At 43.8% G+C, this 25,455-nt stretch carries 23 protein-coding genes, 19 tRNA genes and 2 rRNA genes; 4 read left to right on the forward strand and 40 right to left on the reverse strand.

Annotation, left to right across the window (positions count from 1 at the left end; genetic code table 11):
* Window positions 1-217: 217 nt before the first annotated feature.
* The 5 genes from EUAN_RS07695 to EUAN_RS07715 form a co-directional block, all read right to left on the reverse strand.
* On the reverse strand, window positions 218-871 hold the full coding sequence (locus EUAN_RS07695; protein ID WP_071063380.1) for a Dph6-related ATP pyrophosphatase: 654 nt from the start codon (window positions 869-871) through the stop codon (window positions 218-220).
* Between the two features lie 13 nt (window positions 872-884).
* Window positions 885-2,495 (reverse strand): putative manganese-dependent inorganic diphosphatase, encoded by a 1,611-nt coding sequence (locus tag EUAN_RS07700; RefSeq protein ID WP_071063381.1) that lies wholly within the window; start codon window positions 2,493-2,495, stop codon window positions 885-887.
* A gap of 23 nt (window positions 2,496-2,518) precedes the next feature.
* Window positions 2,519-3,331 carry an EFR1 family ferrodoxin gene (locus EUAN_RS07705; RefSeq protein ID WP_071063383.1) on the reverse strand — a complete coding sequence of 271 codons (813 nt, stop codon included), beginning with the start codon at window positions 3,329-3,331 and terminating at the stop codon, window positions 2,519-2,521.
* 51 nt (window positions 3,332-3,382) lie between these two features.
* Window positions 3,383-3,592: a hypothetical protein gene (locus tag EUAN_RS07710; protein ID WP_071063385.1), complete on the reverse strand. Its 210-nt coding sequence runs from the start codon at window positions 3,590-3,592 to the stop codon at window positions 3,383-3,385.
* Window positions 3,593-3,738: 146 nt separating this feature from the next.
* Window positions 3,739-4,653, reverse strand: coding sequence for an RluA family pseudouridine synthase (locus EUAN_RS07715; RefSeq protein WP_084655830.1), 915 nt, complete (start codon window positions 4,651-4,653; stop codon window positions 3,739-3,741).
* 86 nt (window positions 4,654-4,739) lie between these two features.
* On the opposite strand from EUAN_RS07715, the gene EUAN_RS07720 reads away from it, so the two are divergent.
* Entirely contained in the window at window positions 4,740-5,552 is an 813-nt protein-coding gene (locus EUAN_RS07720) for an NAD(+)/NADH kinase (protein WP_084655831.1), read from the forward strand.
* Window positions 5,553-5,580: 28 nt separating this feature from the next.
* Here EUAN_RS07720 and pepF read toward each other — a convergent pair whose 3' ends face one another.
* From pepF to EUAN_RS07740, 4 genes are read right to left on the reverse strand one after another with little or no spacing between them, the layout of a single operon-like run.
* Window positions 5,581-7,398, reverse strand: coding sequence for an oligoendopeptidase F (gene pepF / locus EUAN_RS07725; protein ID WP_071063387.1), 1,818 nt, complete (start codon window positions 7,396-7,398; stop codon window positions 5,581-5,583).
* Window positions 7,399-7,404: 6 nt separating this feature from the next.
* Entirely contained in the window at window positions 7,405-8,823 is a 1,419-nt protein-coding gene (locus EUAN_RS07730) for a peptidoglycan D,D-transpeptidase FtsI family protein (protein WP_071063388.1), read from the reverse strand.
* On the reverse strand, window positions 8,813-10,090 hold the full coding sequence (locus EUAN_RS07735; protein ID WP_071063389.1) for an FtsW/RodA/SpoVE family cell cycle protein: 1,278 nt from the start codon (window positions 10,088-10,090) through the stop codon (window positions 8,813-8,815). Before EUAN_RS07735 ends, EUAN_RS07730 begins: the two co-directional genes overlap by 11 nt.
* Before the next feature lie 12 nt (window positions 10,091-10,102).
* A complete protein-coding gene (locus tag EUAN_RS07740) occupies window positions 10,103-10,534 on the reverse strand; it encodes an FHA domain-containing protein (RefSeq protein ID WP_071063391.1) in 432 nt (143 codons plus the stop codon).
* A 133-nt stretch (window positions 10,535-10,667) separates the two neighbouring features.
* On the opposite strand from EUAN_RS07740, the gene EUAN_RS07745 reads away from it, so the two are divergent.
* Together EUAN_RS07745 and EUAN_RS07750 are read left to right on the forward strand one after the other, a co-directional pair.
* Window positions 10,668-11,096, forward strand: a complete 429-nt coding sequence (locus EUAN_RS07745; protein WP_071063393.1) for a PspC domain-containing protein — start codon at window positions 10,668-10,670, stop codon at window positions 11,094-11,096.
* Window positions 11,093-11,362 (forward strand): LiaI-LiaF-like domain-containing protein, encoded by a 270-nt coding sequence (locus EUAN_RS07750; protein WP_071063395.1) that lies wholly within the window; start codon window positions 11,093-11,095, stop codon window positions 11,360-11,362. Before EUAN_RS07745 ends, EUAN_RS07750 begins: the two co-directional genes overlap by 4 nt.
* Before the next feature lie 46 nt (window positions 11,363-11,408).
* Here the strand turns inward: EUAN_RS07750 and EUAN_RS07755 are convergent, their stop codons facing one another.
* From EUAN_RS07755 to EUAN_RS07800, 10 genes are all read right to left on the reverse strand, one after another.
* Entirely contained in the window at window positions 11,409-12,104 is a 696-nt protein-coding gene (locus tag EUAN_RS07755; protein ID WP_071063396.1) for a cyclase family protein, read from the reverse strand.
* Between the two features lie 79 nt (window positions 12,105-12,183).
* Window positions 12,184-12,996 (reverse strand): metal ABC transporter permease, encoded by an 813-nt coding sequence (locus EUAN_RS07760; RefSeq protein WP_071063398.1) that lies wholly within the window; start codon window positions 12,994-12,996, stop codon window positions 12,184-12,186.
* Window positions 12,997-13,007: 11 nt separating this feature from the next.
* Window positions 13,008-13,751: a metal ABC transporter ATP-binding protein gene (locus EUAN_RS07765; protein ID WP_071063400.1), complete on the reverse strand. Its 744-nt coding sequence runs from the start codon at window positions 13,749-13,751 to the stop codon at window positions 13,008-13,010.
* Window positions 13,751-14,689: a metal ABC transporter substrate-binding protein gene (locus EUAN_RS07770; RefSeq protein ID WP_245674466.1), complete on the reverse strand. Its 939-nt coding sequence runs from the start codon at window positions 14,687-14,689 to the stop codon at window positions 13,751-13,753. The genes EUAN_RS07765 and EUAN_RS07770 overlap by 1 nt, the downstream gene beginning before the upstream one ends.
* Before the next feature lie 29 nt (window positions 14,690-14,718).
* A complete protein-coding gene (locus EUAN_RS07775; RefSeq protein ID WP_071063404.1) occupies window positions 14,719-15,486 on the reverse strand; it encodes a TPM domain-containing protein in 768 nt (255 codons plus the stop codon).
* 9 nt (window positions 15,487-15,495) lie between these two features.
* A complete protein-coding gene (locus EUAN_RS07780) occupies window positions 15,496-16,062 on the reverse strand; it encodes a LemA family protein (RefSeq protein ID WP_071063406.1) in 567 nt (188 codons plus the stop codon).
* Window positions 16,063-16,079: 17 nt separating this feature from the next.
* A complete protein-coding gene (gene thiI, locus EUAN_RS07785) occupies window positions 16,080-17,243 on the reverse strand; it encodes a tRNA uracil 4-sulfurtransferase ThiI (protein WP_071063408.1) in 1,164 nt (387 codons plus the stop codon).
* Window positions 17,244-17,255: 12 nt separating this feature from the next.
* A complete protein-coding gene (locus EUAN_RS07790; RefSeq protein WP_071063410.1) occupies window positions 17,256-18,416 on the reverse strand; it encodes a cysteine desulfurase family protein in 1,161 nt (386 codons plus the stop codon).
* 331 nt (window positions 18,417-18,747) lie between these two features.
* Window positions 18,748-20,211 carry a hypothetical protein gene (locus EUAN_RS07795; RefSeq protein WP_071063413.1) on the reverse strand — a complete coding sequence of 488 codons (1,464 nt, stop codon included), beginning with the start codon at window positions 20,209-20,211 and terminating at the stop codon, window positions 18,748-18,750.
* Between the two features lie 95 nt (window positions 20,212-20,306).
* Entirely contained in the window at window positions 20,307-22,214 is a 1,908-nt protein-coding gene (locus EUAN_RS07800; protein ID WP_071063415.1) for an Eco57I restriction-modification methylase domain-containing protein, read from the reverse strand.
* A gap of 112 nt (window positions 22,215-22,326) precedes the next feature.
* On the opposite strand from EUAN_RS07800, the gene EUAN_RS07805 reads away from it, so the two are divergent.
* The gene (locus EUAN_RS07805; RefSeq protein WP_071063417.1) at window positions 22,327-23,295 is read left to right on the forward strand and encodes a ribonuclease H-like domain-containing protein; all 969 of its coding nucleotides are present in this window, start codon (window positions 22,327-22,329) and stop codon (window positions 23,293-23,295) included.
* Window positions 23,296-23,370: 75 nt separating this feature from the next.
* On the opposite strand, the gene EUAN_RS07810 is transcribed toward EUAN_RS07805, so the two are convergent.
* From EUAN_RS07810 to EUAN_RS07910, 21 genes are all read right to left on the reverse strand, one after another.
* Window positions 23,371-23,446 (reverse strand) — tRNA-Phe (locus EUAN_RS07810).
* A 5-nt stretch (window positions 23,447-23,451) separates the two neighbouring features.
* Window positions 23,452-23,528 (reverse strand) — tRNA-Ile (locus EUAN_RS07815).
* A gap of 20 nt (window positions 23,529-23,548) precedes the next feature.
* Window positions 23,549-23,625 (reverse strand) — tRNA-Ile (locus tag EUAN_RS07820).
* Window positions 23,626-23,634: 9 nt separating this feature from the next.
* Window positions 23,635-23,711, reverse strand: a tRNA-Pro gene (locus EUAN_RS07825).
* Between the two features lie 33 nt (window positions 23,712-23,744).
* A tRNA-Ile gene (locus tag EUAN_RS07830) sits at window positions 23,745-23,821 on the reverse strand.
* An 11-nt stretch (window positions 23,822-23,832) separates the two neighbouring features.
* Window positions 23,833-23,924: transfer RNA gene (locus EUAN_RS07835), tRNA-Ser, on the reverse strand.
* 7 nt (window positions 23,925-23,931) lie between these two features.
* Window positions 23,932-24,020, reverse strand: a tRNA-Ser gene (locus EUAN_RS07840).
* Window positions 24,021-24,024: 4 nt separating this feature from the next.
* Window positions 24,025-24,100 (reverse strand) — tRNA-Lys (locus EUAN_RS07845).
* 4 nt (window positions 24,101-24,104) lie between these two features.
* Window positions 24,105-24,179: transfer RNA gene (locus tag EUAN_RS07850), tRNA-Gln, on the reverse strand.
* 9 nt (window positions 24,180-24,188) lie between these two features.
* Window positions 24,189-24,265, reverse strand: a tRNA-Arg gene (locus EUAN_RS07855).
* A 4-nt stretch (window positions 24,266-24,269) separates the two neighbouring features.
* Window positions 24,270-24,343, reverse strand: a tRNA-Gly gene (locus tag EUAN_RS07860).
* Between the two features lie 18 nt (window positions 24,344-24,361).
* Window positions 24,362-24,447: transfer RNA gene (locus EUAN_RS07865), tRNA-Tyr, on the reverse strand.
* A 5-nt stretch (window positions 24,448-24,452) separates the two neighbouring features.
* Window positions 24,453-24,527, reverse strand: a tRNA-Thr gene (locus EUAN_RS07870).
* 29 nt (window positions 24,528-24,556) lie between these two features.
* A tRNA-Asp gene (locus EUAN_RS07875) sits at window positions 24,557-24,633 on the reverse strand.
* A 28-nt stretch (window positions 24,634-24,661) separates the two neighbouring features.
* Window positions 24,662-24,737: transfer RNA gene (locus tag EUAN_RS07880), tRNA-Val, on the reverse strand.
* A gap of 5 nt (window positions 24,738-24,742) precedes the next feature.
* Window positions 24,743-24,817, reverse strand: a tRNA-Glu gene (locus EUAN_RS07885).
* A gap of 13 nt (window positions 24,818-24,830) precedes the next feature.
* A tRNA-Met gene (locus EUAN_RS07890) sits at window positions 24,831-24,905 on the reverse strand.
* Window positions 24,906-24,927: 22 nt separating this feature from the next.
* Window positions 24,928-25,016: transfer RNA gene (locus EUAN_RS07895), tRNA-Leu, on the reverse strand.
* Window positions 25,017-25,022: 6 nt separating this feature from the next.
* Window positions 25,023-25,097 (reverse strand) — tRNA-Asn (locus tag EUAN_RS07900).
* Window positions 25,098-25,111: 14 nt separating this feature from the next.
* Window positions 25,112-25,228 (reverse strand): 5S ribosomal RNA (rrf, locus tag EUAN_RS07905).
* Between the two features lie 54 nt (window positions 25,229-25,282).
* Window positions 25,283-25,455 (reverse strand): 23S ribosomal RNA (locus EUAN_RS07910); the annotation flags it as partial.

Genomic DNA, 25,455 nt, shown 5'->3' on the forward strand with positions numbered 1-25,455 from the left:
ATAACCATATTATAATCAATTACTGAAATCAAGCTATATTGGTAGTAGAAAGGATATAAATATGTCAAAAACCCCTGCTAACGCAGGTGGCGTTTCCTCCTCCCAGACAAGCAGAGGAGGTTTCCACGCCACAAAACCTATGAATTCTATTTTATATAGGGGGACTTTCCCTCAAAATGCTGTTAAGCGTTTGTTATCTTAAGGTTAAAACACTCGTCTATAGTCTTACTTCTTTGAAGTAATGGCTTTCATTCTCTGTGACTCTATTTAGGCTTATATCGAGCCTGTGTTTGAATATGGGGCCATTTACAACTATGCTGTGGTATTCTCCGTTTTCGCCTGCTAAATCCACTCTTTTTTCCCTAAACTCTTCTAAGAGGTCCTTGTCCAACCTTCGCCCCAGGAAGCTGGCGTCAAGTGCCTCTTTTTTGCATGAGACTATATAGGCTTCAAATCCGCTCTCTATAAACTTGACCACCACTTCCTCTCTGCTCATGCCCCAGAGCGGGAAAACCGGCTTTATCCCTGTGCCCTCTGCTGCGTTTTCAAGCCACTCTCTGTGGGCCAGCAGATCTATGTCTCCAAATACTCCTGAGTCCAGCCCTCTACTGCTTGAGCCTTTAAGGAAGTCTACAAATACGTCTCGGTAAGCTCCCCAGCTCGCCTCTACTATTTCAAGCGGTATACCCAACGATTCGCTCTGTGCCTTTAGTATCTCTCTTTTCAGCCCATGGGCTCTTGAACGCTCTCCACCCTCTTCAAATATAGAGAGGAGAAGCTTTGGAGCTCCTCCTCTTTCTACTGCGCTATAAAGGGCGAGTGACGAATCCTTTCCTCCACTCCAGGAAGAAAAAAAATTCATTCTCTCCATATTCACCTTCTCCTTATTTGTAAAGATTAAAGCCCTCTGTCAGCTTCGGAACTATCTGCTTCTTTCTAGATACAAGTCCGTCTACAAATGCTCCCTGCTCCGCCTCTATGTCGAAAGCTGTCTTTATTATGTTTTCGTTGTTGCTCTCGAACAGTATATAAGACCCTTCGTTTATTATATCTGTAAGTGCCAACAGCGTTATATAGTAGCCGTTTGTCTTGTGCGCTTTCTTTATGAAGTCTATATACTCGTCTTTTCTGGCCATTATCTCGTCTATGTCCAGAGTGAAGACTTGCCCCACTCCTACTTTATTCCCCTCTAGGTTGAACTCCTTGAAGTCCCTGTAGAATATCTCCTCTATAGTGAATCCCTCTAACGAAGTCCCAGCCTTGAACATATCCATGGCATAGCTTTCTAGGTCCAGGTTCAGTATCTTGTTTAGAGAGTCAACTGCATCCCTGTCCATATCTGTAGTCGTAGGAGACCTGAAAAGCAGCGTATCTGAAACTATTCCTGAAATCAACATCCCCGCTATACTCTCCGGTATCTCGACTCCACTCTCTTTGAACATGTTGTAGATAACTGTACAAGAGCTTCCAACCACCATGTTCCTGAAGTTTATAGGTGTAGAAGTGCTTATATCACCTATCTTGTGGTGGTCGACCACTTCTATTATGTCCGCTTCCTCTATTCCCTTTGCACTTTGGGCGTACTCGTTGTGGTCCACCAGTATCACTTTCTTGTTTTTAGGATTTATAACGTGATTTCTGCTTATAAGCCCTAAGAACTTATTCTCACCGTCTACTACAGGGAATGTCCTTCTCTTTGTCTCGAGCATTGCCTCTTTTACATCGTCTAGGTAGTAGTCCGCTCCGAACTTTATTACGTCTCTGTTCATTACAGAGGATATATAGTTGCATCTGTCTATTATTTTAGAAGCCACAAATATATCCGAAGACACAGAGACTACGCTTACACCGTTTTGCTTGGCTTTCTCGACTGCATCTTCTGAAATGCTCTTGTCGTTTGTCACAACTATGAGCTTCGATCCTCTTTCTATAGAGGCCTTCACTACTTCGTCGTTGTCAGAAGTTATGACTACAGTGTTGCTGTCTATCTTGCTTTTAGCAAACTCGTCTAGCTGAGTCACAACCACTATGCTTCCCTTCACCTCGTCGCTTCCCTTTACTAGGAGCTTGCCCTCTAGACCTGAAACCACATTTTCCACTGAAGTGTTGAGGTCAGCAAACTCGTCTTTCATTATGCCTATGGCTATGTCTTTCAAGCTCACTATTCCCATAAGCTTGTCGTCTTCCTCTAGTATAGGGAGCAGTGTAAGTTCCTCGTTTTCCATCATCCTGTGGCATTCTATTATAGGCGACTTAGGCGAAACTCCATTTACCTTTTCATATTCCAGATCCCTTACCTGCGTCTTCACGTCGGATATAAGCTCAGGTGACTCCACTTTAAACTTGTTAAGTACAAATTCAGTCTCTTTGTTGATTTCGCCTATTCTAGCAGCCTTGGCCTCAACTCCGAGTTTGTTTTTCAAATAAGATAGTGATACAGCTGATGTTATGCTGTCTGTGTCCGGGTTCTTGTGTCCAAATATTAAAATCGACATAAGCACTCTCCTTTTTCTTGATTTCATTCTTCTTTACTGATTATATCACCCAAGTCATCCTTTGTGAACTTATTCTGTCCCCTTGATATCATATCTCCAATTGCCACTTCTGGATTTCTATACCTTCTCTTTTTCTGGGTTTTCCTCTTGTACTGTATCGACTCCACAGGACACCACTGTATGCAGGCCATACACCCCTCGCACTTGTTTTTCCACCTGGGATTGCCGTCTTCTGTATATATATTGCCTACAGGGCATATATCTTGGCATATACCGCATTTTGTACAGCGTTCGTCTGAATGAAAGCCGCTTCCCATCTTTTTTATCCTCTTTATGCCGATCTTGTTTATAAAGCCCATGTAAGACCTGCTAGACTTCAGATCGTATTGAGCATTTCCACTTTTTATTCTTCCAACTATTTCATCTGTCTGTTTTTTTGCATCGTCTAAAAGCCGCTCTATCTCTTTTGCTGTAGCTCCATTGAACATAGGTATGTAGTTGTCCGGCATCTTTACACTGTAGAGTCCTACAAGCTCTATACCTGCCCTCGAGATTATCTCCCTGGCTTGGTACAGTGCGGCTCCTGGCATTCCACCATGCGATGCTACTACAAATATCCGCTTTATACCCTCTAGCTTTTCCAAAAACTCTCTCACTATATTGGGCATTCCAAACATATAGACAGGAAAAACCAAACCTATATTTTCAGAAGCATCCAAACTGTCTATAGGGGCTTTTATCTTTTTTATCTCGCTGTCCCCTAGATTTTCAGCTATTTGCCTCGCTATCGAAAGCGAGTTTCCCGTCCCCGAAAAATAGAATATATCGTATTTCACGCAATTCACCTCTTTCTAAATAAATAGAGATGACCTTGACTTAGGTCATCTCTAACTTCCCAATCCGCAGTATCTGAGCTCCATCTCTACTTTGAAGTTCTGGTTTTCCCCTCGTCTCACAGAGACGTTTTTAGGTTCCCCGTCTTCATCTATGCACATCAAGTAGCTGAGCACTATTTCCACTACGGCCTCGTTGATGGTCTCGTCGTCAGCTTCGTCATATGCCGAGTAAACCACCCTCTCAGGTATATCTAACGTCAACGTGTAATACCCTTCTGTACATTTAACTCTGCTTTCCTTAATTTGCTCTAACAAGCCCATCATCCCCTTTGTAAGATACTGTGCGTAACTTGAGTTTAGTTGCTATTGTTCCTTTATACCCTATTCCTCAAGTTTATATCTTACACTTAAGCTTTTTTTAGCTTTTCTATCAAGTTTAATATATCGTATGGAAGCTCTGCTCTAAGCTCTATTTCGCTCTTGTCTCTAGGAAGCCTTAACTTCATGGCATAAGAGTGAAGCGCCTGTCTATCTATATCTGGGCTTTCCTTAAAGTAAAGCGAATCTCCAATTATAGGATGTCCTATATGCTTAAGATGCACTCTTATCTGATGTGTTCTCCCTGTCTCTAGCCTTACTTTCAGGAGAGTAGCGTCTTTATACCGCTCTACGACTTCATAGTGGGTCACCGCTCGCTTTCCATCCTCTCTCACTATTCTCATTATAGAGTCCTCTGACTCTCTCTCTATAGGAAGATCTATAGTGGCCTTGTCTTCGCCTACAACTCCGTCTACAACTGTCAGGTATGTCTTCTCCACTGTGTTGTCCTTAAACTGTTTGGATATTTGCTGATGCGCAAAGGAGTTCTTGCCCACTAAGAGCACACCTGAAGTGTCCCTGTCCAGCCTGTTTATAAACCTTATCTTCTTTTTTATTTTGTTTTCCAGAAAATAATACGCTAGTCCATTTGCAATCGTTCCAATAGGATGACCCTGAGTCGTATGTACGACTGTAAACGGCCTTTTGTTCAGCACCACCAGGTCTATGTCCTCGTATATTATGTCCAGCTCTATTTCAGGCTCTGGAAGATTGTTGTCGTCCTCGTCATCCATCAAAAGGCTGACTGTATCGCCTTTTTTCACACTTACATTCCGTCTGACTTTCTCACCGTTTAAGAAAATCGACCTCTCTCTGACCATCTTCTTTATAAGCCTTGAAGACACGTCATACTCTCGCTTTAAAAACTGCTCTAGATTGTCTGAATCAGCCTTGACCTCAAAAGACACTACGCTCTCGCTCTCCACCAATATGTTTTGTTTCACTTCTCCACCTAATTCCTTTCAATTAGTCTCTTTTAATATTATAATGTATTCAGGCTACAATTAAAACAGCGTTTCAGGAGGAAATCATGGGAATTTCAGAGAACAGCAACATAAACATAGTCCATAATCACAAGACCAACTCGATAGAGACTGCAAACGAACTCAAAGGCAAACTTCGTTCTAGAGGCTTTACAGTGTCAGACACTATTTCAGAAGATGCCATGGTCAACATATGTATAGGTGGCGACGGAGCTTTCCTACGAGCCGTCCACGCTTCTAATTTTTCGTCTGTGCCTTTTCTGGGGATAAATACCGGGCACCTTGGATTTTTTCAAGAGCTTTGCCCTTCAGACTTGGATGAGCTCATAGACAGCCTTGAGCAGAAAAGCTATTCAATAGAGGAGATAGAGCTTCTAAAGGCAACTGTCTACACAAAGCACGACAGTTTCACTGTCAAGGCCATAAACGAGATAGCCATAAAGGGAGTTTCTTCAAAGGTAATACATATAGATGTCTACATCGACGGGGATATATTCGAAAAAGTAAGTGGGGATGGTCTTATAGTCTCGACTCCTATTGGAAGCACAGCCTACAACTTCTCATGCGGCGGAAGCATAATCTCCCCCAAGCTCAAGACTCTTCAGATTACACCTATAGCCCCTATTAACTCCAAGGCCTACAGGTGCATGAACAACAGCCTCATAGTACCTTCCTGCTCTTCACTCGTAGTCCGTCCAGAGTACAGGGACGAAAGCTCCTTGTCCATAATCTCTGACGGAATACAGTACAACCACCATGGAATACGAGAGATAAGCTTTGGGTACTCCGGCCATAAACTCAAGAAGCTCACAGTAGAGGGAAAGAGCTTTTGGAACAACGTCAGGGAGAAATTCCTGTAGTCTGAATATACGCACTAAAAAAGGAGGCCTAGGCCTCCTTTTCCTCTTCTACATCGATCAGAGCTTCATACTCCGCCACAAGTTCTCCAAACTTTTCAAGCGCTTTCTCTATAGGCTCGGAGCTCGTCATATCCAGTCCTGCTTTTCTGAGTATTTCTGTAGGGTAGTCTGAGCTTCCGCTCTTCAGGAACTCTATATACAGATCCCTGGCTTCCACGTCCCCTGAGATTATCCTCTCTGCAAAGTAGACAGCCGCCGAGAAGCCCGTGGCATACTGGTATACATAGAAGTTGTAGTAGAAGTGAGGTATCCTAGCCCACTCCACCTCTATTCCAGGGTCCAAGACAATCTCCTCTCCATAGTACTTTCTGTTGAGACCTGAGTATATGGCAGAAAGCGATTCTGCTGTCAGCGCTCCTCCAGCTTCGACTCTTTCGTGTATTATCTTCTCGAACTCTGCAAACATTGTCTGCCTGTAGACAGTCCCTCTGAACTGCTCTAGATAGTGGTTCAAGAAGTATTTCTTCTTCTCTCTGTTCTCTGTGTTTGCTATCAAGTGATTTATCAGAAGCACCTCGTTTACCGTTGAAGCTATCTCGGCTAAGAAAATCGAGTAGCCCCCGTATACATATGGCTGGTTCTCCCTGCTGTAGTAGCTGTGAACCGAATGACCCATCTCGTGTGCCAGTGTAAACACGTTGTCCAGCGTGTCGTGGTAGTTTAAGAGTATATAGGGCTCTGAGTCGTAAGTTCCCCATGAGTAGGCCCCGCTTCTCTTTCCCCTGCTTTCGTACACGTCTATCCACCTTGAATCAAGACCTTCTTTCACCACTTCCAGGTACTCTTCGCCAAGAGCCTCAAGTCCCTCTAGGACCATGCGCTTGGCCTCTTCATACTCTATTTTCATCTCAATGTCTTTCACCATAGGAGTGTACAGGTCGTACATGTGGATTTCATCTAGCTTCATAGCTTTCTTTCTAAGCGATATATAGCTGTGCATCTTGTCCACGTTCTTCTCTACAGCCTCTATGAGATTTTCGTAAACCGCCACAGGTATGTTGTCCCCGTGAAGGGCATGCTCTAGAGAAGATCCGTATTTCCTGGTCTTGCTGTAGAATCTGTTTTTCTTTACCTCGCTTCCAAGCGAGGTGGCAAATGTGTTTTTGAATCCCGAGTACGTCTTGTAAAGCGATTGGAAAGCGTCTTTTCTGACTCTTCTATCCCCGCTCTCCATAAAGGGAATGTAGTTGCCATGGGTTATCTCAACCATGTTCCCGTTTTCATCCTCTATCTCTGGAAACCTCAAGTCTGCATCATTCATCATAGAGTAAAGCTGATATGACGATCCAGATATCTCCCCAACCGAAGCCAATATCATCTCCTCTGCTTCAGAGAGTGTGTGGCTCTTCCCTCTGAGTATATCCCTCAAGTAATGTCTGTATTGTTCCAGTTTTTTATCACCTATAAGCTCTTCCAGCTTTTCTTCCTCTAAGGCCATAAGCTCTGGAACTATATACGAACAGGCCTCCGACGCCTTTACCGACAGGACCTGTCCCCTGTCCACCATTCCTTGATACCTGTCACTTGAAGTGTTTTCATCTAGCTTCATTTTGCTGTAAGTGTATATATTCTCTAGCTTTCTGTTTATCTCTAGCTCAGCTTCAACTACGCCTAGCAGGTTTTCCACACTCTTGCCTACTTTGCCTCTGTATGTCTCAACTTCTTCAATCAGCTTGTCCACATATTCTGTGTCGGATATCCACTTATCCTCATCGCTGTAGAGCTTTTCTAGATTCCACTTGTATATCTCCGCTATTTCTTCTCTTTCTTTTATCAAGCTTTTCACCCACCTTTAGTATCCAAGTCTATTCATCGACTCTATTATCATATCTCTAGCTATCGGTGCAGATGCCGATCCACCTGTAGTCCCTGCATATTCAAGCATTACAACCACTGCCACTTTCGGGCTTTCAGCTGGTGCAAACCCTGCAAACCAGGCGTGAGAGTTCTCCGTCTCGTTCTCGGCTGTACCTGTCTTTCCAGCCACTTGGACGTTCCTTATCTTGGCTCCAGTTCCTGTTCCGCTTTCCACAACCCTGACCATCATGTCTCTGAGCGCTTTTGCCGTCTCTGGACTAGAGACATTTGCTATTATCTCTGTGCTGTTCTGCTTCTTGAGTTCGCCTTCGTGGTTTCTTATCTCGCTTACAAGTATTGGCTTTACCATATTTCCGTCGTTTGCTATAGACGAGACCATAAGAGCTATGTTTAACGGAGTGACAAGGGTTTTTCCCTGTCCTATAGAAGTCGAGCCTATATCTGGCTCAGTCATCCCGCCTTTTTGAAACCTAGAGACACTGACTCCTAAGTCAAAAGGTATCTGGCTGTTCAGCTTATATCGCTCGGCTAGCTCTCTCAGCTTCTTGTCTCCAAGCTCCAGTCCCTTCTCTGCAAAGTAAGTGTTGCATGATTCCTCTAAAGCTTTCTCAAGGTCAACTGTCCCATGGGCCTTTTCATTGTAGTCTCTGAGCTTGTATCCGTCTATTGTGGTTGAGCCTGTGCAGTTGTATGTCTCTTTGGGATTTAAGTCCTCCATTATGCCTGTGGCTGTCACAAGTTTGAACACAGACCCTGGCGCATAGAGACCCATAGTGGCCCTGTTCAGCAGAGGGCTGTCTTCACTTTCGACTATCTGCTCCCACTCTTCGGCCATGGTCGAAGGGTTGAAAGAAGGGTTGCTGGCCATGGCGTAGACTTCACCTGTAGATGGGTTCATAAGCACTATGCTTCCACGCCTTCCCTCTAGCAGACTGTATGCCTTCTGCTGAAGCACATGGTCTACGGTCAAGGTCAAGTTGTTTCCGTATTTCTCGTCTCCGCTTTGAAGCAGCTCTTGAAGTTCGCTTATGGGGTTTTTCTCCCTCAGGTCGAGCAGCTCGTTGTTGTAAGAGTTTTCAAGCCCGTACCTGCCGTATGCCCTGTAGCTGTACCCTATTATATGTCCGTAGGTCTCGCCATACTTGTATTCTCTGCTCTGCCCTCCGTCAGCTCCTCTTTCGCTGTAAGCCAGTATCTCCCCGTTTCTATCCGATATGCTGCCCCTGAGTATCTGCTCTTCTCCAGCCCATATTCTTCTATTCGACTGATGATCTTTTATCTCCTCGGCCCTGAAGATCTGAAAATAGCTCAGGTACAGTATCGGGATTACGAAAAGTCCGCAGAGTATCCCGAGCACCCAAGTTATCCTGTTGTTCTCCTTTTTATTGCTCATCTGAAACCTCTCCTTCAACGTCTATATCTTCAGATGCGAACTGAAGTATACCAAGCGAAATGAAACCTGATACAAGAGAGCTCCCTCCGTAGCTCATAAACGGCAGAGTTATCCCTGTAAGTGGTATCATGTTTATCACTCCACCTAGTATTATAAATGCCTGGAATCCAAAAGTGGCCGTCATCCCAAGCGCCACTATTTTAAAGAACTTGTTTTTCTGCTTAAGTGTTATCTTTATTCCACGGTATACTATTATGAGGAATATCAGCATTATAGCTATTCCTGCAAAGACCCCCATCTCTTCGCATATTGCAGCAAATATAAAGTCTGTATGGACTTCCGGTACGAAGCCTGGATTCCCAAGCCCTATGCCAGTTCCAAAGAAGCCTCCCTCCGCTATGGCAAAAAGCGACTGCACTATCTGGTATCCTCTGCCATTGAAGTCGGCCCAAGGGTCAAGCCATATGTCCACTCTGACCCTGACGTGGCTGAATAGAAAGTACCCCAGTATGCCCATAACGGCCGCTGCCGCTATGTTCAGAAGTATGAGTTTTCTATTCGGCTCGTATACAAATATGATAGTGTTGAAAACTGCAAAAAACAGCAGAGCTATTCCAAGCTCCCTCTGTAAAAACAGAAATGCTATAAAAGAGTAGCACACGCCCATAAATACCAAGGTGTACATATTGTCGCTCATCTTCTTGAACTTGGTGCTCAATTTCTCAAGTTTGACTCTAATCTCATCTCTGTGGACGTAGAACGAGGCTATGAAGAATACAAACAGTATTTTCACTATCTCAGCAGGCTGTATGTTTATAGGCCCCAGCACTATCCAGTTCTTGGCCCCGCCAATTCTAGTTCCAAACAAGAGAGTGGCAAAAAACAGCCCGAAAGACCCTACAAGGTAAAGGACTGTGAGCCTGTCCCAGCATTTTATCTTTTTGAGTATAAAGTGGGTTGCAAAAAAAGCCAGTATCCCCACGCCACTGTAGAGCATCTGCCTAAGCCCCAGTGATGTATCTATCCTGTAGACCATAAACACCCCTATGCTGACCAAAAGTGACACGAGCAGGAATATATAGTTGTCTCCGCCACTGATTCTCTTTAAAATTATATTTGTGCCGTAAAGTCCCGCCATAAAAACAGCTATGTATATGAAGGACTTGTCGGCAGAGCTATCTTTGTAAAAAAACAGGAGTATCATAGCCATGGCATTTATTATCAACAGCAGTCCCTGCGGTGTTCTGTTTACTACTTTGTTTACCATATCTACCAGCTCCTAAGTATTTTTTACAAACAGAAATTCTATCTGACCTACTTTGACTCTGTCCCCATGATATATCCTGGAAATTCCTGTTATCCTGTTGTTGTTCACGTAAGTCCCATTCGAGCTGTTTATGTCCTCTATATGGTACTCCCCGTCTTTTAGAAATATCCTGCAATGCCTTTTAGAAGTATATGGATCTCTGAGCACTATGTCGTTGCTTGAATCCCTTCCCATAGTTATCTCTCTGTTTATGAAGTACTCGTCCTTTATCTTGAAAGGTACGCTCTCCCTCATATTGATAAGCTTCAGATAAGTACCTGTCTCATCTCCTAGCTCTCTTATATTCCTTATATCTAGATATATAAGCCTTATTATGCCTATCATAAAGAGATATATAAGTGCTATAAATATATATCTAAATACAAGTGACAATAGACTGAACATAACTTCACCTCTTCTTTAGTTTTAATCTATTATATCATAGCCCACTTTTTCTGAATATTTTTTCTTCTTCTTAATATTACCACAAAGTCCGTGTGATATAATCTATATATAAATGCAGAGAAAGGAGATTGAAATGGACAAAAAACTTTACCGTTCCAACAATGACAGAGTTGCAAGTGGAGTTTTAGGAGGAATTGCAGAGTATCTCGACTTAAACTCTTCTCTTCTGAGAATTCTTTTCGTAGTGCTTGCCATATTTGGAAACGCAATTTTTCCTTTGGCCGTGCTCTATGTACTGGGCGCAGTGTTTATTCCGCTAGATCCAAGCGCCTTTAACCGCAACGGGTACAGCGGGCCTTTCAGCGGCTCCAATCCGTCTGGTCCAGATGTCTTGAAGAACAAGAGCAACAAGCAGACAATCGGCGTTTCACTCATAATCCTAGGGGTGTTCTTTCTAGCCAACACTGTTTTTTCTATAGACAAAGAGTATATAGTGGCGGTAGTGCTCATTTTACTTGGGATCTATATAGTTTTTAAATATGACAAGGGGGGAGAGCGATGAAAAAAGATGGACTTTTTCTTGGAGGCCTTCTCATATTGATAGGAAGCCTTTGGCTATTGGGGAACCTGGGTCTTATATCTTTTTCCATATATGACCTCGGGACTTATATCAGAAGAGTAATAGAGCTTTGGCCAATCGTGCTCATAATAGTGGGTACAAATATGATCACAGATAGCTCAGCCGTAAGGAACACAGTGCTGGCCTTATGCCTTCTGCTTGTAGTTGTGTATATAGCATACTACCAGCAGATAAACGCTCTTTTTTAAATTCAGGGCAGTAAAAAAGATCGACTCTCGAGTCGATCTTTTTTTATTACTCGTCTAAAAGCGCTACGGCTCTTATTGGAGATCCAGTTCCTCCACGGATCTTCATAGGAAGACCTATATATAGGAATCTCTTGTTTACAACTTTGTCTAGATTTGCAAGGTTCTCTGTGTTGGTTATTCCATACTCTCCGCATACCTTGTGTCCTGCAAAAGTAAGGTCGTCTGGAGTCTGGTCTATAGCAGGAGCGTCTACACCTATGTTGACAACTCCATTTTCAGCAAGCCATTTAGCCGCTTCGTAGCTCACGCCTGTGTAGTAGTTCTTATATCCTTCACCTGGGTATTCTCTGTTGTAAAGACCTGTGTACATAAGGAATATATCTCCTTTTTTAAGCTCCTGTCCAGACTTAGATATAGCCTCTTCAAGGTCAGCTATCTCTATATACTCTGGATATCTCTTGTGGCTTAAGTCTACACATATTGCGCTTCCGTAGAAATACTCTATAGGCATCTCTATTATATCCTTTCCACCCGGTAAGAACTCAAGCACAGCGTCACTGTGTGTTCCAGCATGCTCGCTTAAAAGCAGGTTTCTAGCGTAGAATCCTAAGTCGCTTCCTGTAGCGGCCTTGCTCTCCTCGTGAGTCTGGTTTGTCATGATAAAAGTAGGCTGGTGAATGCCGTATAGTGGCATTCCTTGATAGATGTCCTGTGATAAATCAACTAGTTTCCAACTTCCCATTTTAACTCCTCCTTATAAATCACTTCATATGATTTGCAATATTTGATATATATATACTCTATCACTTTTAAAGATTTTTTTAAACTCCCAATTTTCTTTTAAACAGCTTTGCCCCGAGCACTAGCAAGAGCATCCCAAGCGATATAAGCACTATAGATCCCCCCGGCGCCAGGTCTAGGTAGAAAGAGACTACAAGTCCAGACACAATGGAGATCAGCCCGAATAGATTGGCATATACCATTGACTGCTTGAAGCTCTTGGCCACCTGCAAGCTGGTAGCCACCGGAATCACCATAAGGGATGACACCAGCAGTATCCCCACTATTCTCATAGAAATAGTTACAGTAATTGCAACCATAATAGAAAAATAGAGGTTTATGTAGTTCACCTTCACTCCAGCTATTTTGGCTGCCTCTTCGTCGAAAGTCGTGTAGAAAAGCCCCCTGTAGAGCACGAAAACAGAAGTCATTATTATGGCCCCAAGTGTGATGACTATATAGAGATCCTGTTTTGTGACAAGAGATATGCTTCCAAAGAGATACCCCATTATGCCGTTTGTCTTTCCCTCAAAGAGGTTTATAAGCACGCTTGCAGTCCCTATTCCTGCCGCTAGGAATACAGACAGCGCAAGCTCCGCATACTTCTCATAGTGCTTTCTAAGCTTTTCTATCCCTATTGAAGCCGCTATTGATATAGCTATCGCCGTATATATGGGATATATGCCACTGACCATTCCTATAGCCACTCCTGCCAGCGATATATGGGAGAGTGTATCCCCAACCATAGAGAATCTCTTGAGCACAAGGAATAGCCCTATGCTTGAGCAGATCAAAGATACTACTACTCCTATGACTATGGCTCTTCGCATAAAGTCATAAGCTAAAATTTCCATTCCAACACCTACTAGATTAAATTTTTAATATCCCTTTCAGCAATTTCCATTCGTTCCTCTTGCGTAGCCATGTCTGAAAGGTCGTACTCGATGATTTTTCTGTCGTTCAGAAGAAGCACCTTGTCTGCTTTACCGAAGATTTCGACTACGTCATGCGTCACCATTATGAGACTTATACCCAGTTTTTTGTTTAAATCATCTAGTATTTCATAAAAATCTCCCTGTGAAGCTGTGTCGACTCCCACTAGTGGCTCGTCCATAAATATTATGTCTGGATTGCTCACAAGTAGCCTTGCTATGAAAACCCTCTGCTGCTGTCCACCTGAAAGCGTGCCTATTATTCGAGTTTTGTAGTTTTCCATCCCAACTGCCTTTAGAGACTCCTCTATGCTCTCTCTGTCTTTTCTCCCCAGCATCTTAATTATTCCCTTTTTAGAGTAAAGATTGGCTCCAACTACTTCTTCCACAGTTGCAGGGAAGTTAGAATTAAAAGACCTGACCTGCTGTGAAAGATACCCTATGCTTCCCCACTCCTTAAATTCATTTAATTTCTTGCCCTTTATATATATATCCCCACTCTTAGGCTTGAGTAACCCTAGCATCAGCTTGAGGAGTGTACTCTTTGCAGACCCATTCTTTCCAACTATACCTACATACTCCCCGCTTCGTATCTCTAAGTCCACGTTTTCCAAAAGGTTTTCGCCATTTTCGTACCCGAAAGTGAGGTTGTTTAGCTCAAGTATCTTTTCGTCCATTACTTAAGCAACTCCTTCTTGATATTTTCTAGATTCTCTTCCATGAGGGTGATGTAGTTGTCTCCTCTGGCTAGGTTTTCCTCAGTGAGCCCTTCTACTGTATTTAGGACCGATGGCTCTAGCTCTGCCTCTTTAGATATCATCTCGGCGGATTTAGGGCTTGCAAGCGTCTCGAAGTAGATATACTTCAGGTTCTTTTCCTTCGAAGCGTCTATAAGCCTTGAAAGCGTCCTCGGACTAGGCTCGGAACTTGGACTGACTCCTGCAACAGAAAGCTGCTCTATTTCGTAGTCTCTTGCCAAATATCCAAAGGCCGAGTGGGACACAAGTATGGTGTTGCTAGTTCTGTTTTTCAGTTCATCCATATACCTATTGTCCAGCTCTGAAAATTTGGCTGAAAGAGATTCATAGTTCTCTCTGTATCTTTCACTGTTTTCTGGATCTAGCTCTGAGAGTTTCTCTTTCACTTCATTCGCTATTTTATCCATATTCCTTATGCTTAGCCAAATATGAGGATCCTTGCTGCCATGGCCCTGCTCGTCTTCATGGTTGTCTTCTTCCTCTTCGTGGCTTTCATCCATGTCTATAAGTTCCACATAAGAGCTCGCCTCCATGGCTTTCCCATCGCCTATCTCTGAAGACACTTTTTCCGCCCAAGGCTCAAGTCCAGCCCCATTGTATATAAATAGATCTGCCTTTTCTATATCCGCTATGGTCTTCATAGAAGGCTCGTAGTCATGAGGGTCTGTTCCCTGAGGAACTACGCTCTTTAGCGATACCATATCCCCTCCGATTTCAGACACTAAAAAATTCATCGGATACATGCTCGTATATACGGTGAGCTTTCCCCCCACCTCTACTGCACTTCTACTGTCTGAACTGCTGCATCCTGCAAGCAAAGTCATAATAGAAATCATTATCAATATGAGCTTCTTCACATACCTTCCTCCTTTCATATTGAGAGGAGCTACCAGCTTCCGCCAGCTCCTCCTCCTCCTGAAGAACCTCCTCCTCCGGAGCCCCTAGAAGATCCGCCTCCAGAGCCACCTCCGAATCCTCCTGGGCCTCTTCCTCCTAGGAAAATCCTTATGATGATCATGGTCATAGTTCCTCTGAAAAATATCATATCCAGAATTACAAGCGCAACTACCCCAGCTACAATTAGAATCTTTCCTATTCCAGCTCCTGCGGCATCGCTCTCCACTGCTTCCTGCGGGCTCTCTACACCTACATCTCCAAGGTTGTACTCTTTTGAAACTTCCTCTGCCAAGGCATAGAACCCCTGCCTTATTCCTTCATTGTAGTCCCCGCTTTTGAAGTTCGGAATCACATACTTGTCTCTTATGCCTCCTACTTTCCCGTCAGGGAGAGCCCCTTCGAGCCCGTACCCTATTTCAATCCAAAGTTCCTGCTCTTCCATAGAGACTAGAAACAGGACTCCGTTGTCTTTTTCACTGTCTCCAATCTCCCACTTCTCAAATAGCTCATTTGCATACTCTTGCGCTCCTGAGCTGCCTTCGGTATTCTCTACAACAGCTACAACTATCTGGGCTCCTGACTTTTCATCTATCACCTTGTTTGTCTCGACTATCTCTCTTTTGAGGCTCTCGCTTATAGTTCCAGTCTCGTCATACACATAAAAGTCATATGAGCTTTCCGGCAGCTGAGCCCCGTGGGCAGTACCTGAAAATACGAGAGCTAAAAGAAGAGCTATAATTCCAATGAGTTTTCTCATGGCACTCACCTATTCAAACTTCACTTCTGGATTTTCCATATCGCTTTCGCTTATTTCAAAGTATTCCTTCTGCTCAAAGCCAAACATCCCTGCCATCAGGCTTGTAGGGAACTTTCTTATCCTTGAGTTGTACTGTTGAACCGACTCGTTGTATCTTCCTCTCTCTACAGCTATCCTGTTCTCAGTTCCAGCAAGCTCGTCTTGAAGCCTTATGAAGTTTTCATTGGACTTGAGTTCCGGATAGCTTTCAACTACTACGTTAAGCCTCGATATAGCTCCTGTAAGCGCCTCGTTGGCCTCTGCATATTCTGAAGGGCTTCCTGCCGACTGTATTCTGCTTCTGGCCTCTGTAACCCCCATAAGCACTTCTCTCTCCTGGTCTGCAAACCCCTGGACTGTATTTACTAGGTTTGGAATGAGGTCCGCCCTTCTCTTCACCACGTTTTCAACCTGGGCCCATTTCCCGTTTACATCTTCATCCATGCTCACAAGGCTGTTGTAGCTTCCAACAAGTGAAACTGCTCCAATCAGAACAACCGCAAGCACCGCTATTATAGCTACTAGCTTTTTACTCATGCTATCTCACTCCTTATTTATTTTATAAACTCAAGTTCAGCACTCTCCACTGCACTCTTCACAAGTCCCTCTACGTCCAGCACCGACTCTGACTCCTCTATGTCCTCTAGCTTCGGCTTTGTCACAGGGTGCTTCGGCAGGAATACTGTACAGCAGTCCTCAAAAGGAAGTATCGATGTTTCATAAGTCTCTATGTCTTTTGAAATCTCAACTATATCCGTCTTGTCCGTACCTATAAGCGGTCTGAGTACAGGCAGGCTCACAGATGAGTTTGTGACGTTTATACCCTGTATAGTCTGGCTTGCCACTTGCCCAAGGCTTTCTCCCGTTATAAGCGCATCCATGCCTTCTCGCTTGGCTATGGCCTCCGCTATCCTCATCATAAACCTTCTAGAGATTATGGTCATCTCGTCCTCAGGACAGTTCTTGTTTATCTCTTTCTGTATATTCAAGAGGTTCACGCTGTACAGCTTCATATTTCCGCAGTAAAGCGAGATTATGTTTGCAAGCTCCTTGACTTTCTCTTCTGCCCTCTCGCTTGTAAACGGATAGCTGTGGAAATGTATCGCGTGGACTTCAACGCCCCTCTTGGCCATCAAGAATCCTGCAACAGGACTGTCTATTCCGCCTGAAAGCAGCAGCAGACCCTTTCCGTTGGTCCCGACTGGAAGCCCGCCGTATCCCTTGTGCTTCTCTGTGTAGACATATGCTGAAGTCCTTATGTCTACATATACCATTGTGTCTGGATTGTGTATGTCCACAGACGACCCCTCCAGGTTCTCCAGTATATAGCCTCCAATATCCCTCGAGATATCAGGCGACTTTATTGGGTATCTCTTGTCTGCTCTCTTTGTGTCTACCTTGAAAGAGCTTTTTCCATTTTCCATCTCCTGCTTCATGGCATATACAGCTGCCTCTCTTATGGAGTCCATGTCTTTTTCTATCTTGTAGCATGGCGACACATACACTATTCCAAATACCTTTCTGACTCTCTTTATTATCTCCTCTATATCTTCCGGATTAGGCTCTATATAGAGCTTGCCCTGGTCCTTGCTCACGTGTATGTTCTCGAACTTTCTAAGAGCAAATCTTATCTTCCTTATGAGCTGGTTTTCAAAAAAACCTCTGTTCGCCCCTTTTAGAGCTATTTCTCCAAAACTAATGCTGACTACTTTTTTCATCTTGCACCCCTCTTATCTTTTCATTATGCTTCTTATTTCTTCAACTGCTTCTTTAAGCTCTTTTACTGCCAGTTCCACTTCCTCTTTGGTGTTCTGATACCCAAAGCTGACCCTTATACTCCCCTCTATTTCAGACTCTGAGAGCCCCATGGCGCTTAGCACATGGCTCTTTGTCTTGTCCTTGGATGAGCAGGCTGAAGTAGTGGATATAAATATGCCCCTGTCCTCCAGTGTGTGCAGCAGTATCTCTCCTCTAGTTCCCTCGAAAGACAGACTCACTATGTTAGGCAGGAAAACATCCTCTTGCGGAGAGTTCAGTTTGTACTCCCCTATGCTCTCTCTCAGCTTTTCCAGAAAAGTGCGCTTGAGTCCCTCTATATGTGCGCGATCACTGCTGTAGTTTCTCTCTGAAATCTCTACAGCCTTTCCCATCCCAACTATGCCTGTGGTATTTTCTGTACCTGGTCTGTGGCTTTTCTCCTGTCCTCCTCCGTACATAAGAGGCTTTAAGCTGACTCCCTTCCTTATATAGAGTCCTCCAACGCCTTTAGGAGCGTTTATCTTATGTCCACTGAATGAAAACATATCTACCCCTAGAGACGCCATACTGAGCTTCAGCTTCCCAAACGCCTGCACCCCGTCTGAGTGAAGATAGGCTTTGCTCTTGCTATCCTTCAATATGTTCTTTATATCTCTTATGGGCTGTATAGCTCCTGTCTCATTGTTTACAGTCATTACAGACACAAGCACAGTTTCTTCCTTCAGAAGCTCTCTGAACTTTGAAAGCTCTATCAATCCTCTTTCATCCACTTCAGCATAGTCCACCGATATATTGGGTCTGTTCTCAAGCTCTCTGAATAGATTTAGCACAGAGGCATGCTCCACCTTTGAAGTAATTATGTGGATATCCCTGTTTTCAAACCTGTCGACTATACCTCTTATGGCCATATTGTTGCTTTCAGTTCCACCTGATGTAAAGTATATCTCATCTTTAGAAGCACCCAAGCTCTCGGCCACTTTTTTTCTAGAGTCCATGACTTTTTTTTCAGCCTCCAGCCCCAGTCGGTGAAGCGAAGACGGATTTCCGTAGTGGCTCTTCATCATGTCGTATATTTCATCTATGACTTCTCCTCTGAGCGGAGTTGTAGCGCTGTTGTCCAAGTAAATATTCAAGTAAATCACCTCTATATTTTAGGATACCTTTACAGCTTTGTTTTTACAAGCACAATTTTAAACGCGTACCCACTTCTTATAGAAAAAAACTATTTAAATTCAAAAAACTATAGTTTTTTCTCGTTTTCTTATTGCTTTTTCTCGATTATCTTGCTATAATTTGCTTGTGGTTATCCCCCTGGTAACCTCAATATTGAGATCTCTATTCCCAATACCCCTTTTTGAACGGTTTTACTTGTAATCCGAAAGGATTAAGAAAAGACTCTCGAACGGAAGAGAGTCTTTTTTCTTTTTTGTACTTTAAAAGCAGGATCAGCTGATCCTGCTTTTACTAGTTTAGCCTGCTCTTTTCAGCGCTTGACCTGTAGTAGTTCATAAGTTCAAGAAGGCTGTTCACAAGTGCAACGCTCTCTTCTTCTCTAGTCGTGAGGTTTATGCTGTTTGCAAAGTACTCAGAGAAGTCGTTTGGACTTGCAAATACCCCGTCTACAAGAGATATAAGCCTTCTCATTCTGGCCTTTCTCTGTATATTGGATATGTCCTTTGTATTTCTCTCTATAAAGTCTAGGAAGCTCGCTATAGACTGTTTCAAGTACTGCTCTCCTGCTGGTTCATAGTATGTCACTTCCGTTATCTCATCTTTTTCCAGTGCATAGTCGTTTATATAGTTGAGTACATACTGCGCCTTCTGAAGGGCTTCTTTCAGTTCCTCGCTTATCTTGTTCTGCCTGTTGAAGTTCTCCATAGTCAGCTTTTGGAGTCTGTTGTTTGTATCCTGGAACTTCTTGTCCAGTTCTTTAAACACCTTCTTGTACTGGCTTATAACTCTGGACTGATTTGTCTTAGGGTTGGTCAAGTAGTTGTTCCAGTCTGTTACAAGCAGCTTTATCTCAGGGTTTTTCAGATTCTCCACTATGCTCTCTCTCAGAATGCTTATAGCTATCAGTCTGTTGAGTATTATTCCAAATTCCCTGATTATTGTGGATACTTTGTTTATCTCTGCTATAGTGTCGAAAGTGTCGTTGTATATATTGTTTAGGTCCTCAGTTTTGGCTTGTTTGAAGTCAAAATACCTTGACTCCTGAGCTTTCCTGAAGTACCTGTCAAAGTAAACCCCATACTCCGCTTCCATCGACCCGTTGAAAACAGTCCTGTATCTAGATACGACTGTGTCTATTATCTCTTGGCTTGCATCTGCCATGGTTCTGCTAAATGCCCCGTCTATCATGCTGTAGTACTTGTCCTTCGAAACTCTGACAGGAAGTATAGAAGTTATGTCTTTCACTTTCTGCTTTATATTCCTTCCGTCCTCCGATAGGAATATCTGTATGTTCTTGTATAGCTTATCAAAGTCTATCTTTTTCTCCATGTCGCTTGCATTCTCTTTCAAGAACTCCCTGTAAGCCAGGTCTTTAGCTATTTCATTTGTATAGGATATTTCAGTGTTGTAGGAAGACAGACATCTCAGCAGCTTTACAACTTTCTTTCTAAGCGATTTAAGCTCATCTATGTCTAGGCTGTTTTCCTTGTCGAACGCCATAACAGGTTTCAAGTCTATTATATCCTGCTTGAACTTCTCGTATAATTTCCTGAACTCCTCGTCTTCCTCTGCTATGACTGATACAAGCTCGCTGTCTTCTTTTAGAATAGTTCTCAGGTAGAGTGTCCTGTTAAAGATCTCCACATAAGCCATAGTCCCTATTTTAGACAGCTGCTTCTCGTTCGTTCTGCCTATCTCTTCTACAAGCTCTTCGTTTGTGATATCTATAAATTCTTCTGTGCTTCTCGTATTCATCTAATATCTCTCCTCCACTTTAAAGTCTGCATATGCTGTTCAAGCTTAGATACCTCTCTATAGTATATCATCTTAGCCGTTTTTTTTACACGTGTTTAGCCTAAAACGAGATTTCTTTCATCTGGCTCTAGATCGTATATTTTGGCAAAAATACAGTCCAGCTCTGACTCGATCCTACTCTTTTCCTCTTCAGACCGCCTTAATACATCTCTCACTAACAGCACCACCGATTCGACTGTATTCTTGTCCGGAATCTTTATCTTTAAGCTCATTATCTTGTTCGGATAGTATTCGTATATATCTCGGTTAAGCTTCTTAGCCACTGTCCTGAAGTAGTATTCAAACAGCTTGGAGTTCAGAAATCCCAGCAGATACTCAGTCGGAATACTCTCTCTGAACTCCTCTTTTAGCTTTATCGAGTATATATCTGCGCTGTGATAGAGTTCTTCTGAAGTCATAGTGTAGCTTCTCTCATGCGACTTGTAGGGGAAGAGTATCCTCTCTCCCTGAAAGTTAGTACACTCCCTACCCCACTGTATGTCGTACCAATTTCTAATCCCCAGCTTGCACTCTCTTCTCTGCTGTAGCTTATCTCTGTACTTCTCTATTCGACTCTTTAAATATGAGAACATGTCGATGTCTTCTATGCAATCCGTATATATCAAGTATTTGTCTGTCTCTATTGTTCCGTACCTCTTTATGTCGCTGTTTTTTGCCCAAGGCTTCAGCACATGAATTTCATTCTCCGGTACGTTCTCTATATCTTGAATCACAAAAGCCCTGTCCAGACCTGTTATAATGCCTTGGCTGGAACTGGCTATATCTTTCAGTAGATATTCACCCGATCCATCTATCTTTCGAAAAAGATCCAGTTCTTTTTCCGACCTCATAAGCCATCTCTCTTGGGACAGATTCTCCATATTTACCTCTATGCTTTCAAAGCCATTCATGTCCAGCATTACTCTCTTGCTCCAACTTCTATTTGGCCTTAAATACCTCAAGCTAAAAGTCGCCGAGTTTTTTTTCAGCTTTATTATAAGTGGGCTTATGGCTATTCCTTTGAATATGTTTTCACCGTAAAAATCCAATATACTCTCTATTCCGTATGCTCTGCTTATATAAGACCTCAGCTTATCTGCGTACAGCGCCTCTAAGAAATACCTAGAGGTTATTATCTCTAGCCTTCCTGATTCGTTTAGCAGCTCGTAGCCTCTTTTGAAAAAACAGTAGGATATGTCCGACTTGTCTTCATAGACCTCAGAGTATATCTTTCTAAGCTCGGCCTTGTATTTGCCATCCAGTTTTTTTGCCCCTATGTACGGGGGATTCCCTATTATCAAGTCAAAGCTAGTCTGCAAGTTTTCAGTCAGAATATCTTTCAGATGTACATTTAATTCTGACGAGAGCTTACTTTCCATCCAAAGTGAAACTTTTGAAACATACACCGAGAAGAAGTCTATGTCCACTCCCCATATCATGTCTTCAAGTATCTCTCTTTCGCTGAAGCGATCAGAACTTTCTGAAATCTCCTTAAGCTTTCTGTAGAGCTTCACCAGAAATATTCCTGCCCCACATGAAGGGTCCAGTATCTTGACCTCAGGCTTTGATTCAATCATGCTGTCTATTTCAGCCTCTTCCACCATATAGTCGACCACTTTTTCTGGAGTGTATACCTGACCAAACTTCTTCTTCATCTCAGTATTGTTTATAGCCTCGTACAGATTCCCAAGCGTAGTTCCATCGAAGCTTTCAATGTTCCGGGATACAAAACTCCTAAGGCAATCCCTCAGACCTTCTTCCAAGCTCTGCTCTCCGCTTTCTCTAAGCTTCTCTTTGACCCCTGCCGTCTCCTCTATGATTCTTTTTATATAGCCTAACTCTGTTCCCGTCTGGGATATGTACTGCTCTAAAATCTCAATCAATATGTATCTCGCAAGCCCTATATCGATATCTCTGTAGTACTCCAGCTTGCCCTTCAATATCTTCTTTAGCTCTCTTTCCATTCTAGCTCCTCTACCTTCGACAAGTTAAATTTTAGTATAACTTCTTAAGTTTTAAAAGTCAAACTCCCAACTAGTTGATATAATTAAATTATCTATGTTAGGAGGTTTTAAATTGAAGCTGATAAAATACGATTTAGACAAAAGCCTATATGTTCCAGACTACCTTTCCAGTGCCAACAATATCTGCTTTCTAGATATAGAGACAGACGGACTCAGCCATATGTACAACAGAGTGATATTGGTCGGACTGTTCTTGATCGACCTAAATTCGGATACCCAGTCCATAGTTCAAGTTTTTTCAGAGAAGCCTGAGGATGAACCCGCTGTCTTGGAAAAGCTGAATAATCTGCTTTCAGGTGTAGACACTGTCTTTACCTACAACGGTGCTTCATTTGACTTTCCTTTTTTAAAGAAGAGATTTGAAAAGCACAGGATGTCGCACAGCTTAGACTGCTTAAACCACATAGACTTGATGAAGAAAATAAGGAAGCACAAACAGAAGCTATCCCTTCCTGACTGCAAGCTGAAGACAGTGGAGAAAGTCGTAGGGGTTCAACGCTCCGATACAATCAGCGGGAAAGAGAGTGTCCTTCTCTACAGAGAATACCTGAAGAGCAAAAGCCCAGCTTTGGAGAAGACCATACTAAAGCACAACTATGAGGACATCTACTACCTTCCAGAGATACTGAAGATAGAGGAGCTCTTGGAACCTCAGAATTCCATCTCTATCTCTGTAGCTGGTAGGCATATCATGCTCTCCTTAGACCCCGAGAAGATAAAGTTCTCTAAATCCAAGTTCAAACTTTCCATATCATCGCCATCTTTAGATATCCCTAAGTACATGGTGTTTGAAGACAACTACAGCTTAAGCTGGAATACACTTAGTGGAAGTCTGGAGCTTGAGTTCTTTACAGAATCTGCTGTCGACAACGACAGTCGCGAAGTGAAGTTCATAGACTTTACCGACACTGCATTTGAAGAGCTCTTGAGCAGCCCCATTATTCCTGTATGCATAGGTGCCGAAGTCCAGTACTCGAGTATATTTAGACTGGTTGAATATGTAGTCAAAAAGCATATTTAAGCTCTCTAGCCTGCAATCTGAGGCTGGAGAGCTCAAAAAATCAAAAAGACATCTATAAACTAGATGTCTTTATTATGGTGCCCAGAGGCGGAATCGAACCACCGACACGGGGATTTTCAGTCCCCTGCTCTACCGACTGAGCTATCTGGGCAAAATTGGTGGGCCTTCAGGGACTCGAACCCCAGACCTACCGGTTATGAGCCGGGCGCTCTAACCAACTGAGCTAAAGGCCCCAATTTTTTTGTTTTGTTTCTGGTGGGCTTGAGTGGACTCGAACCACCGACCTCACGCTTATCAGGCGTGCGCTCTAACCGCCTGAGCTACAAGCCCAATATTACTTGGTCGGGGTGGAGGGACTCGAACCCCCGGCCCCATGGTCCCAAACCATGTGCGCTACCAAACTGCGCTACACCCCGTTAACTTAAAACTCATCTGCCAATTTGATTTATTGGTGGGCCTTCAGGGACTCGAACCCCAGACCTACCGGTTATGAGCCGGGCGCTCTAACCAACTGAGCTAAAGGCCCCAATAATTCACTGGCGGAGAAGGAGGGATTTGAACCCTCGCGCCCCTTGACAGGACCTACTCCCTTAGCAGGGGAGCCTCTTCAGCCACTTGAGTACTTCTCCATATTATTGGCGGAGAGGGTGGGATTCGAACCCACGTGGGCTTGCACCCTAACGGTTTTCAAGACCGCCCCGTTATGACCACTTCGGTACCTCTCCATATTGGTGATCCATCCGCGACTCGAACGCGGGACACCCTGATTAAAAGTCAGGTGCTCTACCGACTGAGCTAATGGATCATCTTGGCTGGGGTAGCAGGATTTGAACCTACGCATGTCAGAGTCAAAGTCTGATGCCTTACCGCTTGGCGATACCCCAATGTTTTTCTGGCGCGCCTGGGAAGATTCGAACTCCCGACACACGGATTAGAAGTCCGTTGCTCTATCCTACTGAGCTACAGGCGCTTATTGGAGCGGGTGAAGGGAATCGAACCCTCGCAACTGGCTTGGAAGGCCAGGGCTCTACCACTGAGCTACACCCGCAAGTATTTTTGATTTTTTTGGTGGATGGGACTGGATTCGAACCAGTGAAAGCGTAGCTAACGGATTTACAGTCCGTCCCCTTTGGCCAACTCGGGAACCCATCCTCTTTTGGAGCTGGTGAGAGGACTTGAACCCCCAACCTACTGATTACAAGTCAGTTGCGCTACCGTTGCGCCACACCAGCATGTTTTTTTCTTTGTCTTGTTGTTTTTTTGGCGACCTGGAAGGGACTCGAACCCTCGACCTCCAGCGTGACAGGCTGGCATTCTAACCAACTGAACTACCAGGCCGCGTTTTTATGTTTCTTATTTTGTTTTATGGTGGTCGCAGTAGGGCTCGAACCTACGACCCCCTGCTTGTAAGGCAGATGCTCTCCCAGCTGAGCTATGCGACCACTTTTGGTGACTCTACCGGGAATCGAACCCGGGTTACCGCCGTGAAAGGGCGGTGTCTTGACCGCTTGACCATAGAGCCATGTTTGTTTTTTTGGTTGCGGGAGCCGGATTTGAACCGACGACCTTCGGGTTATGAGCCCGACGAGCTACCGCTGCTCCATCCCGCGCTGTTGTTTTTTTGGGTCTTCTTGGTGCCGAGGACCGGAATCGAACCGGTACGATCGGTAAAGATCGCAGGATTTTAAGTCCTGTGCGTCTGCCAGTTCCGCCACCCCGGCTTCTTTTGGCTCTCAGGGTGGGACTCGAACCCACAACCTTTCGGTTAACAGCCGACTGCTCCACCGTTGAGCTACCCGAGAACATTTAAATCACTAACCAGCGACGTCCTACTCTCCCAGGTCGCTTCCAACCAAGTACCATCGGCGCTGAAGGGCTTAACTTCTGTGTTCGGTATGGGAACAGGTGTGACCCCTTCGCTATCGTCACTGGATTATGTGTCCTTTAAGTGTCTGTACACTCAAAACTACACAGTGAATATATTCTTTTGGTCAAGTCCTCGATCTATTAGTATCACTTAGCTGAAGACATTACTGCCCTTACACCTGTGACCTATCTACCAGGTAGTCTTCCTGGGATCTTACTCTGTTAACCAGATGGGAAATCTAATCTTGAGGGATGCTTCGCGCTTAGATGCCTTCAGCGCTTATCACTTCCAGA

It is taken from the genome of Andreesenia angusta, assembly GCF_001855385.1.
GTDB lineage: Bacteria > Bacillota > Clostridia > Tissierellales > Gottschalkiaceae > Andreesenia > Andreesenia angusta.